Origin of the sequence: Paenibacillus agaridevorans, from assembly GCF_003112455.1 — a bacterium.
In the GTDB taxonomy this organism is placed as follows: Bacteria; Bacillota; Bacilli; order Paenibacillales; family Paenibacillaceae; genus Pristimantibacillus; species Pristimantibacillus agaridevorans.
Genome location: NZ_BDQX01000315.1, coordinates 24,121 through 36,295 on the forward strand (window position 1 = coordinate 24,121; position 12,175 = coordinate 36,295).

The window sequence follows — 12,175 nt, forward strand, 5'->3', positions numbered from 1 at the left end:
TAGGCGTTTTTTGATTCATCGACAGCTTGGATAAATTGCTTGGCGTTGTCCCGTATTTGATCCCATTGGCCGGATGCGATTGCTTGGAGGTTCACCAATGAACCGCCAACGCCAACGCCGGAACAGCCGATGCGCAGAAACTCGCCGAGGTTGCCCGCGTGAACGCCGCCAACCGCTACCATCGGAATATGGTTGAGAGGACCCATCAATTCCTTAAAGTATCCGAGGCCCAAGCTTGCTCCCGGGAAAATTTTAACCGCCGTGGCGCCGGCTTTCCAAGCCCGGACAACCTCTGTTGGCGTCATGGCTCCCGGAAAAATCGCTTTTCCGTGCTCCGTTGCATATCGGATCACACTTTCATCGGTATTCGGCGTCACGAAAAAGTCCGCCCCGGCGTCAAGCGCCCGCTTGGCATCGTCCGAATCCAGCACCGTGCCGGCCCCGATATACATGCGCTCCCCGAACTTCATTTGAAGCGACTGAATCATCCCCTCCGCCCCGGGCGTGTTCAAAGTAATCTCCATGACGCGGATGCCGCCGTCCAGCAGCGCCTGGGCGAGATTCTCTGCATCCTTGCTCTGTATTCCCCGAACAATAGCAATAATCTTCGTCTGCTCGAGCAGCTCCAGACCAGTCTTTTTTTCCATCGCGTTAACCTCCATAGGGTTCATCATTTTGTTGGGGTGATTTACGATTCCCCTCCGCTTGCTATTTTGAACTTTTATCAGTACAGTTACTATTATAATAATAAAACTTGTTATAAAGGAAGGTCCTTATGAGAACTTTAGAGCTTACCTTGCAAGAAGCATTGGAAATATGCAAAGCATTATCCCATGAGCACCGGATGGAAATTGTGAGGATTTTGAGTGAAGGACCGCTAAATGTCAATGAAATAGCCGATCGAATGGAGCTTCCTTTCTCAACGGCCGCGGTTAACATTAAGAAACTGGAGGATGCGGGCATCATCTCGACGGAGATTGTGCCGGGACGTGGCAGCCAGAAAGTTAATTCCAAAAAGTATGACCGGATTATTATCAATTTGACGGACAGGGGAAAGCAGGAGGAGAATTCCTTTATCGTCGAGCTTCCGATCGGCGATTTTGTTCATTGCGATATACAGCCTACCTGCGGTTTGTTGAGCGAAGAGGGCATCCTGCTGGTCCAGGACGATCCGCGCTCTTTCTATGAGCCGGAGCGCAAGCGCGCGCAGCTGCTATGGTTCCGTTCGGGTTATGTCGAATACCATTTTCCCAACCGCATCCCGTATGGAACGCAAGTTGAGGAGCTTGAGCTTTCGCTTGAGCTGTGCTCGGAAGCGCCCTATCATAAGCTGGATTGGCCGTCCGATATTACTTGCTGGGTAAACGGCATTGAGGTCGGAACGTGGACTTCGCCGGGCGATTTCGGCGGCGAACGCGGGTTTCTGACACCTTCGTGGTGGAGGACGATGAATACGCAATACGGCTTGCTAAAGAGCTGGAGAATCAACGGCGAGGGCAGCTTTATTGACGGGGTGCCGATCTCTCCAGTAACCGTCGATGAGCTTGCTATGCTGGACAAACCTTATATTTCGGTGCGATTAGGCGTAAAAAAGAACGCGGCAAACGTTGGAGGAATCAATATTTTTGGACGCAAGTTCGGCAATTATGAGCAGGATTTTTTGATGAAAATCAAATACAGCCCGAGAGCAAGGAGCTAATGCTCCTTGCTCGGATGGGTTTCCCATCTTTATTATAATAATAATACTTGAAATAAAACGATAAATGATGTAATAATAAAGATACAGATTTTATATTGCACATTTGAGAGGGGATCGGTATGAAAAAGTTAAGCGCTTTGGTTTTGAGTTCCGTATTGATAGCGGGAACATTGGCGGGTTGCGGCAAAGAGGCTGAAAAAGCCCCAAATGAAGGCGGTTCCACACAAGCACCGGCAGCAGCTCCAGTGGAGCTTAAATATTGGGCTCCATTTAGCGGCGGGGACGGAGACTTTATGAAGGAGCTTGTTACCAAATTCAATAGCAGCCACGAAGACATTCAAGTGGAAATTCTGAATTTGAAGGCTGAAGAATATTACACCAAGCTTCAAACGAGCATCGTCTCGAATCAGGCTCCCGACATCGCGATCGCACATGCTTCCAAATTGTCGGAGTTGACGGAGGGCGGCTTGATCCATGAGATTGGCGATGTTGCCAAAGAAGCCGGCATTGACTGGAGCACATACAGCGAGAACATCTTGAACGCGACTGTGCTCGACGGCAAAAATTATGCCGTGCCGCTGGATACTCACGCATTGATTCTGTATGCCAACGAGACATTGGTACAAGAGGCAGGCCTTGTAGGCGCTGAAGGCAAGCTGGAGCTTGAAGGCGGACAAGAAGGATTTATGAAGACGCTGCAAGATCTTAAAGGCAAACTGCCGGAAGGCGTATTCCCGGTAGCTGCAACTTCGAACGGCGACTCTCCGCTGCGTATCTGGTGGACATTGTATTCCCAGATGAACGGCAAGCTCTTGAGCGATGATGCCAAGACGGCTGCATTTAACAATGAACAAGGGAAACAAGCGCTTGTCTACATGAACCAAATGGTAAATGAAGACCTGTGGCCAAAAAACACGAAAAACGGCGGCGAAATCTTTACGGCCAACAAGGGCGCGCTTATGTTTAACGGCGGCTGGATGACAGGATCGATGGAGCAGAACGAGAACCTCAAGTTTATCGCGCTGCCAATTCCACAGCTATTCGACCGGAAAGCGACATGGGGCGATTCGCATACCTTCGTCCTTCCTATCCAAAAGAGCCAAGATGCCGCGAAACAGGCAGCGGCGCTGAAATTTGCGGATTGGGTCGCTTCCAACGCAGGCGTGTGGGCGCAAGCCGGCCATGTGCCAAGTAAACCTGCCGTTGTGAACTCGGATGAATTCAAGGCGCTGAAATACAGAAGCGATTATGTTGAAATTGCCGATTATGTCAGCTATATGCCGAACTCTCCTAAGATTACGGCTGTACAAGATATCTTTAAAAAACATCTGAATGTCATGATGAACGGACAGGCGACGCCGGAAGAGACTCTCGAACGCGCCGAGAAGGAAATCAACGAACTGCTTGCCAAATAATGCAAGGTTGACTAGTAGGGTGTCTGGGTGATGATCCAGGCACTCTGCTTTTGAGAGGAGGTCTCGCCGAAATGAAATTACGACTGGGATCGAAGGGCGAAAACATTGCGGGTTACTTGTTTCTACTCCCCTTTTTGATTATCTATTCGATGTTCATGCTGTATCCGATTGTGAGAGGATTTGTGACCAGCTTTCATAAGGTCTCGATCTCGATGGAATCCACTTTTATAGGCTTATCCAACTACACGCAGATGATACGCGACAAGTATTTTTGGGAAGCGCTCTGGAATACGTTTTACTTTGTTTTGATTTCGACCCCGACGCTCATTATTGTCGGACTGACCCTTGCCTTGATCGTGAATGCGAACCTGAAGGGCACGACTTTTCTCAGGTCGGTCTATTTTTTGCCTTTTGTATTGTCGATTTCGGTTATTTCGAGTATTTGGGTGTTTATTCTACAACCTTATACGGGGTTGCTTAATACCTTTCTTCACAAAATGGGCGTGGTGTCGGAGATCTTTTGGCTGGATGAGCCGACGCTTGCATGGATATCCATTCTTATCGCTACGGTATGGTGGACGGTAGGCTTTAATATGGTTCTGTTCCTCGCCGGCCTTCAGGAAATTCCGGAGGATCTGTACGAGGCGGCAAGAATCGACGGTGCGGGAACCTGGAGACAATTGGTGTCCATTACACTGCCGTCGCTGAAAAATGTGATGCTGCTTACCGTGGTTTTACAAACGATATCTTCATTTAAGCTCTTTGGACAGACGTATCTGATGACCAAGGGCGGGCCTGGAACATCGACGAGAACGCTCGTGCAATATATATACGAAAAAGGTTTTATCGAACGCGATATGGGCACGGCCTCCGCCATGTCCTATGTTCTCTTTGTGGTCACCATCCTGTTTGCTGTTATTCAGTTTAAGTTTTTTACCAATAAAGATTAGCCGTAGATGAATGAAGAAGGAGGGATACCTGATGACTAACAGCTTGCGACGAATGAGCATCGGCCGTCTGATCCTCTATGTGCTCGGCTTCGGACTAGCCGTCATATGGCTGGCCCCCCTGGTGTGGATGATCGTTACGGCGGTTAAGCCTGCGGGCAGCGCGGTTACGGTGATGAGCGAGTTGTTTAAGGCGCCGTTTACACTGGACAACTACAAATACGTGTTAGGAAATGCATCTGTCTGGAGCTGGACCTTAAACAGCTCGCTGGTCGCTCTTGTCGTAACCGTGCTTACGCTGCTGATCAATTCCCTGGCGGCTTTTGCGTTGTCACGGATACGTTTTGTAGGCAAACAATTGATTTTCTGGCTGGTTCTAATGGGACTTATGGTTCCGATTGAAGCGAAAATCATACCGCTATTCCAAATTATGGTCGACCTTAATCTTATCAATTCCTACCCTGCGTTAATTCTGCCCAGCTTGGCGGCACCTTTGGGCGTATTTATTCTAAAACAGTTTTATGACGGAATTCCGAAGGACCTGGTGGAAGCGGCGAAAATCGATGGAGCAGGACTGCTGCGGATCTACTGGAGCTTATTCCTCCCGCTGTCCCGATCCTCCATGGCGGCCTTGGCGATATTTACTTTTGTCACCTCCTGGAACAATTACCTGTGGCCGTTCCTGGCTGTAACGGAAGAGAAGATGATGACGCTGCCTGTTGGAATTCCTACATTCCAAAGCGCTTATACGGCGGAATTAATTATACCGATGGCAGCCAATGTGCTTGCCAGCCTGCCGGCTATCCTTGCGTTTATTCTATTCCAGAAGCACATCATTAAGGGCATCACGATGACCGGAATTAAGTAAGGCGAGGAGAGAGAGAAATGAGACAAAGTTGGAGTTTGGATGGAGAATGGCAATTCCTGATCGATCCGCTTCAAGCGGGAGAGAGGGAAAGCTGGTACAACAATGAACAGCCATGGAACGAGGCGAGGAAGGTAACCGTTCCTCATATCTGGCAGCGGGAAGGCGGAGAGCTGGTCGGCTACCACGGCGTGGCCTGGTATCGCAAGACGATCAGCTTGCCCGGCCGCGACAGCGGCAAGCAGCATTGCATCTGCTTTGACGCGGTAGACTACCGCTGCGCGGTATGGTGGAACGGAGCCTATATCGGCGAACACGAAGGTGGCTTTACGCCGTTCGAGCTCTCCATTCCTGCCGAGTTGATGCAAGAGGAAAATCAGGTCGTTTTGAGCGTATTCGATCCGAAGGATAATGCGGAGATTCCGATTGGCAAGCAAGGCAGCTGGTATACCCGGGTGAGCGGAATATGGCAGTCGGTAAAGGTAGAAGAGCGAGCATCCTCCTACGTAGAAAGCGTGTTGGTCACGCCTGATCTGGACGGCATGAAGCTGGGACTGCGGGCAGAGCTGCTTGTCGGCGGCGGGCATGACTTGAAGCTTGACTATACGATTCGCCCTCATGCGCTGGGCGAAGAGAACACATTCGAGGCGGCCAGCTATAGTGGCGAATTGGGCGAGCTTGGCGAGATCCGCTCCGAGGGGCTTAATCGGTCGATTCAAGTGAATTGGGACAAGCCGGTTCCCGGGATGCTCCTTTGGTCGACGGAAGCGCCGCATTTATACGAGATCGAAGTTTGTTTATCGGATGCGAACGGCGTCATTGACCGGTTTGTTGCGATTTTCGGCATGCGCAAGGTTGAGCAAAGAGACGGCCGCATTTATGTCAATAACCAACCTGTCTATATTCGGGGGGCGCTGGATCAAGCTTTTTATCCCGATTCCATCTACACGGCGGGTTCCGTTGATGAGATAGTCAAGGAGATTGAGCTGGCCAAGCAGATGGGCTTCAATTTGTTGCGCAAACATATCAAAGTAGAAATCCCGGAGTACTTGTATTGGGCGGATCGACTAGGCATGCTCGTTTGGGCGGAGCCGCCGAACTTTGTAAAGTGGACCGAAGCGGCGAGAACCCGATTTGTGTCGGAGATCGAAGCGATGCTCAAACGGGATTACAATCATCCTTCCATTATTATATGGTCCATTTATAACGAAGAATGGGGTCTTGAGTGGGATCTGGAATTTGATCCCGAGAAGCAGCAGCATGTCGCGGAGCTTTACGATTGGCTGAAGGAATGGGATCCTACCCGCCTGATCTGCGATAACAGCGGATGGACGCATATCAAGACGGACATCAATGATCATCACCGCTACTTTGCCTGCCCCGAGCAGTTGGATGAGTGGAGAGAGGATCTGGATGAGCTGTTGATCGGCAACCCGGATAAAAACTTTGTAGCGCCGTATCGATCCCAGGGGGAGCCGATCATTGTATCCGAATTCGGCGTCTGGGGACTGCCGAGCGTGGAGCGTTTGAAAGACTTTTATGACGGCAACGAGCCTTGGTGGTTTATCAATCAGGGCGAAGAGACCCATCAGGACGACTATAAGAAACCTACGACGGCTCTGGATAATATGGACAAGTTCGGCTTGGCAAGCGCCTTCGGCGATTTCGAAACATTAGCCGTTCATTCGCAGCGCCGCATGTTCCGCGCGGTCAAGTCGTTAATCGAGGAGATGCGGAAGCGTCCTGCCATCGGCGGCTACGTTGTCACCGAATTTACCGACATCGAGTGGGAAACGAACGGATGGCTGGATTTCCTGCGTCAGCCTAAGGAAGGTTTCGATCGCCTGATCGACTTCAATGGCGCCTGTTGCGTATTTGCCGAGGTGGAGCGTGCGAATCTATGGTCGGGCGAACAAGTCTCCTGGGAGCTGGTGCTGACTAATGACGACGGAAGACGGATGTCCGGAGAGGTCAAGTGGTCTCTGGCGAACAGCGCTATGCAAGGCACGGTGCAAGTAGAGATCGACGACGTATGGAAGCAGCTTCCCGGCGCGATTACGTTTACCGTGCCAGAGAGCAAGGAGGTACTGGCAGAGCGTCTGGTGCTGGAATGGATCGTCGAAGGAGCCTGCGTGGCTCGCAACGAATACGAACTGACCTTCACTCCGAAGCAGCTAGTAAACGCCGATCGGGAGTCTGCCGTGGCGATTCACGGGTTAAATGCGGGTTTCCAGGCAGCGTTGGAAGCCAACCGTTGGCATACGGCCGGTACCCTAACGAACGAGGCTGTTATGGTAACGGACTGCCTGGACAAGGAAGCGGAGAGCTTTGCGCGCCAGGGCGGCAGCGTGCTGTTCCTTGCCGAGAAGGGAGACGGCCTTAAGGCGTCTGGCCCGTTTACCTTCAGGCAGCTCGCTCCCGGCGAGAGCTGGCCGAGAGCATCCTCCATGAATTACGTGGATTCCCGTTGCTTCGATGGACTGCCGCTGCTGCCCGAGATGGGCTGGGAGCTGGAAGGTTTGTATCCGGACTACGTACTGCCGTTCGGCGATTACAAGAAGGTAGGCGTAAAACGGACGGTTAATATGTTTGGCAATCCGGGCACCGCGGAAGCCGGGGAAGTTATATCCGGCTACTTCCAGGGATGGCTCGGACAAAACGGAGGTTCGATCGTACGCCATCCGCTTGGCAAAGGATATGTGACGGTCGTGACCTGGAAGTTGATCGAACGTTATGGACATGAGCCGATGGCTACAATGATTGTCAATCGTCTACTTCATATTGCAAAGGATGGGACTCCTGATGAAAATTAAATCGATCGAATTATTTAAAGTTCCTCCTCGTTGGCTCTTCCTCAAGATGACAACGGATGACGGACTCGTCGGTTGGGGCGAGCCGGTCGTCGAAGGTCGTGCGGATACGGTTCGCGCTGCCGTCGAAGAACTCAGCTCCTATCTGATCGGACAGGATCCCATGCGGATTGAAGATCTGTGGCAAGTCATGTACAGGGGCGGCTTCTATCGCGGAGGACCTATCCTTACGAGCGCCATCTCGGGCATCGAGCAAGCCTTGTGGGATATCAAGGGCAAATTTTACAATGCTCCGGTGTACGATCTGCTCGGCGGTTCCTGCCGGGACAGCATCCGCGTCTACAACTGGATTGGGGGAGACCGCCCAAGCGATGTTAGAGAAGCGGCCCAGAAGCAGATTGATGCAGGTTTCACCGCTGTAAAGATGAACGGCACGGAAGAATTGCATTACATCGATTCCTTCGACAAAGTGCAGGCGGTTCTGGATCGCTTATATACGGTCCGCGAAGTAGGCGGCCCGCAATTCGGCATAGGCATCGACTTCCATGGTCGCGTGCACAAAGCGATGGCGAAAATTCTCGCCAAGGAGCTGGAACCTCTGCGTCCGATGTTTATCGAGGAGCCGGTGTTGCCCGAGAACAACGAAGCGCTGAAGGAGATTGCCAGATACACCTCCGCTCCCATTGCGACAGGCGAGCGCATGTATACGCGTTGGGGCTTCAAGGAGCTGCTGCAGCAAGGGATCGTCGATATTATCCAGCCGGATGTTTCCCATGCCGGAGGAATTCTGGAGACTCGCAAAATTGCAGCGATGGCTGAAGCATACGACGTTGCTCTCGCGCCGCATTGTCCGCTCGGACCGATTGCGTTGGCTGCTTGCCTGCATGTCGACGCATGTTCCCCGAATGCTTTTATCCAGGAACAGAGCCTGGGTATCCATTATAACCAGGGAAGCGATCTGCTCGACTATTTGAAAGACCCGAAAGTGTTCGGATACGAAAACGGTTTTGTTAAGATACCGCAAGGCCCGGGACTCGGAATTGAAGTGAATGAAGAGAAGGTAAGAGAGATGGCCCAGATTGGCCATGACTGGAAAAATCCGTTATGGCGCAATGCGGACGGCACTGTGGCGGAGTGGTAAACTGTTCGCCGGCAGAGCTGTGCCGGCATGTACATCTTGATAGGTATGTCCAATAACGCTGCGGTTTGCAGCAATCGCACGGACGGAAGCGTTCGCTACTGATTCTATCAGTAAGCGGACGCTTTTTCTGTTGACGACTACATTGCAAAATAGTAAAAAACCGCTTTGTTTGGTAAAGTGAAAGTGCGACCTATCTGTAGAGTATTGCATGTAGAACAAGGAGGAGCATATGTCCTGGAGCAAATTGAAACAAAATCTGGATAGTTTTCTTAGTCCTGCGTTAAGCGGAAGGGTAGAATACCGTTCGACCAGCTACCGTTATTTACCTGACAAAGCAGGGCTTTGTTATATTGCAGTCGATAAAAAGAATGTATTTAATATGACGGATGCAACGAGCTTGATCAGATGGTATAAGACGGAGCTTGAAATTAAAAATGATCCGGATATCCAAATCCCTGTTAACCATGAGGAAATCGAAGCAATCAGAAAAGAGACCAAAGGGGCCGTTCCGGAGGATCGCCTGATCGTCATTGCGAGAAATAGAAAAATGACGGAATACGCCAAGGATCTTCTGTCGGCGCAGTCGGCATTAAGCAAATCCAACTTTGTCGTTGTCGCCAATCAATTTTTGTCCAGCCCTATAGAAGAAAGCATGGAGAGCAATGATATCTTGTTAAATGTTCTAGCTTTGGTGGACAGACGCGTAGGAAAAAAACGATTACTAAACATAGCTGAGAATATGAAGTCAAAGCATCCCATTGTACAGTTTTTTTATGAGCTGCGGCTCAATTGATGTGTTTCGCAATAATGGACAGGTCTCGAAAAAAAGTGTGTAAAAGAAAGCGTTTTGTGATAATCTATTTGAGAAATCGATTACTTCCCTTGTCTTTTCTAAGCTATACTTTTATCAATAGGCATCGTAGCAATATTTACTGACGTAATAACGAAAAATAGAAAGGGGTTTTACATGCGATCTTTATTTGTTATTGGGGACAGTATATCCATTCAGTATGGTCCTCATTTAAAAAGGATGGTTGAAGGCGCTTATCGCTATGACCGCAAAAGAGGCGAACAAGAAGCGCTTGCTGATCTGGATCGACCGGCAGGTGCGAACGGGGGAGACAGCTCGCTGGTTCTGGAATATTTGCAGAAGGAAGATGAGAAGGGGGCTCGTTATGATCTATTGTTACTCAATTGCGGGCTGCATGATATCAAGACGGATATGAGTACTCACTCCATCCAAATAACGGCTGAACAGTATCGAACGAATCTGGAAGAGATACTTGCTTTAACAAGCAGAATGGCGAAGGAAACCGTATGGGTCCGAACGACGGATGTAGTGGACCGGATTCATAATGAGCGGAGCCAGCTTTTTTTCCGGTACCACCGGGATGTAGTTGCTTACAACGAAATTGCCGATCAGGTTTTTGGACAACGCGATGTACCCATCCTGGATTTATATCGGTTCTCGCGCATCTTCGGTGAATCTGCTTATAACGATCATGTGCATTTCACGGAAGAAGTCAGACGGCTTCAAGCGGCATATATTGCCGGTTTTCTAGACTCGCATTTAAAAGAAGGAGATTAACCACTATGATTATCCCTCAACGTTCCAAGCTCGTAATGATTGGTGATTCGATTACGGATTGCGATAGAGCAAGACCGATAGGCGAAGGCAAAGGCGACACTTTGGGTCATGGTTATGTTTCCCTTATTAATGCATTAATAGAAGCTACATATCCCTTGCATGAAATCCGTATCGTCAACATGGGGGTGAGCGGTAATACTGTTCGTGAGTTAAAGCAGCGCTGGCAAACCGACGTATTGAATTTATCTCCGAATTGGCTGTCCGTTATGATTGGGATTAACGATGTTATGCGATATTTCAATCGCCGCCACTTGCGCGAGATGCATATCTCAGTAGAAGAGTATGAAAATACCCTGGATGAATTGATTACCTCCGCCAAACAAAGCAAGGTGGAAGGCGTGATCCTAATGACGCCATTCTTTATAGAACAAAATAGCAGCGATCGACTTCGCGAGATGACGGACAACTATGGAAAAGCGGCCAAGAGGGTCGCTCAGCGTCATAATGCAATATTGGTTGATGTGCAGCAGGCCTTCGATCAATATTTGGAGCACCATTATTCGTTGGAAATCGCCTCGGATCGGGTGCATCCTACACAAATCGGTCATATGATTATTGCCCGTGCATGGCTTCAAGCTTTAGGTTACTCTTGGCAAGGCTAAGGGAATACCTTCATATTGCGTGTTTCCAATGCTGGCGATGAACAGCAGACCATGATTATTTATGGATAAGTGGCAATTAACTGCCGTTTGGTTGTTGCCACGGAAAGGATGTGGCTTGTAGAATTTAATATTGTTATTGATTAAATCCTTTTCGGAATTGTAACGGTGAGCATCCATTTTTTTGTTTAAACACTTTACTGAAATGACCTACATCATAAAACCCCGCCAAGCTGGAAACCTCTGTAATGCTCGTATTTAAATCCAACAATAATCGTTTGGCACGGTGTAGACGGACATCTGTAACCATCTGCATCGGAGTCATTCCGAATAGCTTCTTGAATTCACGTGTGAAATGATACGGACTCATGTTGGACTGACTGCTAATTTCCTCCAAGCTTATTTTATTTGCATAATTTTCCTCAATGTAATCGAGCGCAGGCTTTAGTTTTGAATATCGTTCAATGTACCGGCTTGGATTTACGTCCGAGCTTATTTCACTGGCGTATATGCGTAGAATCGACATGATTAACGAATAAATTTCAGAAATAATAATTAATTCATATCCGATAGACTTCGTCGTATTTTCTTCAATGACGGTATTGAATCCTTCATTTAATTTTGGCCAGAGCTCATGAGCAGGCGTATATTGATTTCTTATCGTTCTATGTCCCAAAAGTGATGAAATCCATTGCTCGGTCTCTTGGTTTGCCATAGCGCGATACAATAAAATTCGATCGAAGATCATACCATGAATTCTTGACTCTATATCATTATTCAGTACAGAAACGGAGTGAATCTGACAACTATTGAAGAAAAAAACATCTCCTTCTTCACCGATGTATGTTTGATCATCGACTTTAACTTGTACGGTGCCTTTAACGATTTTGATTAATTCCAAATGTTCATGCCAGTGCGGGAGTACGAGGTAATGATCGACCATTGCATTTCTTCCAACATTTGAAATCCTGAATGGAAACCGCTGTTTATAATCAACAATTTGTCTTTGAGTTGTCATTATAAAAACTCCCTTCATGTAACCGCTTTACCA

General features: G+C 48.9%; 11 protein-coding genes. 9 read left to right on the forward strand and 2 right to left on the reverse strand.

Annotated elements, in window-relative coordinates:
• On the reverse strand, positions 1-647 hold a 647-nt coding region (locus tag PAT3040_RS25155), incomplete at its 3' end, for a bifunctional 4-hydroxy-2-oxoglutarate aldolase/2-dehydro-3-deoxy-phosphogluconate aldolase (RefSeq protein WP_108994835.1).
• 128 nt (positions 648-775) lie between these two features.
• On the opposite strand from PAT3040_RS25155, the gene PAT3040_RS25160 reads away from it, so the two are divergent.
• The 9 genes from PAT3040_RS25160 to PAT3040_RS25200 all read left to right on the forward strand — a co-directional run bounded on the left by PAT3040_RS25160 (position 776) and on the right by PAT3040_RS25200 (position 11,127).
• On the forward strand, positions 776-1,699 hold the full coding sequence (locus PAT3040_RS25160) for an ArsR/SmtB family transcription factor (protein WP_108994836.1): 924 nt from the start codon (positions 776-778) through the stop codon (positions 1,697-1,699).
• A gap of 119 nt (positions 1,700-1,818) precedes the next feature.
• Complete coding sequence (locus PAT3040_RS25165; RefSeq protein ID WP_108994837.1) at positions 1,819-3,114, forward strand: extracellular solute-binding protein; 1,296 nt, start codon at positions 1,819-1,821, stop codon at positions 3,112-3,114.
• Between the two features lie 71 nt (positions 3,115-3,185).
• Positions 3,186-4,064: a carbohydrate ABC transporter permease gene (locus PAT3040_RS25170; protein WP_087565861.1), complete on the forward strand. Its 879-nt coding sequence runs from the start codon at positions 3,186-3,188 to the stop codon at positions 4,062-4,064.
• 31 nt (positions 4,065-4,095) lie between these two features.
• Positions 4,096-4,929: a carbohydrate ABC transporter permease gene (locus PAT3040_RS25175; RefSeq protein WP_256975455.1), complete on the forward strand. Its 834-nt coding sequence runs from the start codon at positions 4,096-4,098 to the stop codon at positions 4,927-4,929.
• A gap of 17 nt (positions 4,930-4,946) precedes the next feature.
• Complete coding sequence (locus PAT3040_RS25180) at positions 4,947-7,739, forward strand: glycoside hydrolase family 2 protein (protein WP_108994838.1); 2,793 nt, start codon at positions 4,947-4,949, stop codon at positions 7,737-7,739.
• Entirely contained in the window at positions 7,729-8,877 is a 1,149-nt protein-coding gene (dgoD, locus tag PAT3040_RS25185) for a galactonate dehydratase (RefSeq protein WP_108994839.1), read from the forward strand. The genes PAT3040_RS25180 and dgoD overlap by 11 nt, the downstream gene beginning before the upstream one ends.
• 229 nt (positions 8,878-9,106) lie before the next feature.
• Entirely contained in the window at positions 9,107-9,670 is a 564-nt protein-coding gene (locus PAT3040_RS25190; RefSeq protein ID WP_108994840.1) for an SF0329 family protein, read from the forward strand.
• Between the two features lie 174 nt (positions 9,671-9,844).
• A complete protein-coding gene (locus PAT3040_RS25195; RefSeq protein ID WP_108994841.1) occupies positions 9,845-10,465 on the forward strand; it encodes an SGNH/GDSL hydrolase family protein in 621 nt (206 codons plus the stop codon).
• Positions 10,466-10,470: 5 nt separating this feature from the next.
• Complete coding sequence (locus PAT3040_RS25200) at positions 10,471-11,127, forward strand: SGNH/GDSL hydrolase family protein (protein ID WP_108994842.1); 657 nt, start codon at positions 10,471-10,473, stop codon at positions 11,125-11,127.
• A gap of 133 nt (positions 11,128-11,260) precedes the next feature.
• Here the strand turns inward: PAT3040_RS25200 and PAT3040_RS25205 are convergent, their stop codons facing one another.
• Positions 11,261-12,142 (reverse strand): AraC family transcriptional regulator, encoded by an 882-nt coding sequence (locus PAT3040_RS25205; RefSeq protein WP_181376825.1) that lies wholly within the window; start codon positions 12,140-12,142, stop codon positions 11,261-11,263.
• Positions 12,143-12,175 lie beyond the last annotated feature (33 nt).

Coding starts and splice junctions, on each gene's coding strand:
- PAT3040_RS25205 (WP_181376825.1), bottom strand. CDS start 12,142: ATGACAACTCAAAGACAAATTGTTGATTATAAACAGCGGTTTCCATTC.
- PAT3040_RS25160 (WP_108994836.1), top strand. CDS start 776: ATGAGAACTTTAGAGCTTACCTTGCAAGAAGCATTGGAAATATGCAAA.
- PAT3040_RS25190 (WP_108994840.1), top strand. CDS start 9,107: ATGTCCTGGAGCAAATTGAAACAAAATCTGGATAGTTTTCTTAGTCCT.
- PAT3040_RS25165 (WP_108994837.1), top strand. CDS start 1,819: ATGAAAAAGTTAAGCGCTTTGGTTTTGAGTTCCGTATTGATAGCGGGA.
- PAT3040_RS25195 (WP_108994841.1), top strand. CDS start 9,845: ATGCGATCTTTATTTGTTATTGGGGACAGTATATCCATTCAGTATGGT.
- PAT3040_RS25170 (WP_087565861.1), top strand. CDS start 3,186: ATGAAATTACGACTGGGATCGAAGGGCGAAAACATTGCGGGTTACTTG.
- PAT3040_RS25175 (WP_256975455.1), top strand. CDS start 4,096: ATGACTAACAGCTTGCGACGAATGAGCATCGGCCGTCTGATCCTCTAT.
- dgoD (WP_108994839.1), top strand. CDS start 7,729: ATGAAAATTAAATCGATCGAATTATTTAAAGTTCCTCCTCGTTGGCTC.
- PAT3040_RS25180 (WP_108994838.1), top strand. CDS start 4,947: ATGAGACAAAGTTGGAGTTTGGATGGAGAATGGCAATTCCTGATCGAT.
- PAT3040_RS25200 (WP_108994842.1), top strand. CDS start 10,471: ATGATTATCCCTCAACGTTCCAAGCTCGTAATGATTGGTGATTCGATT.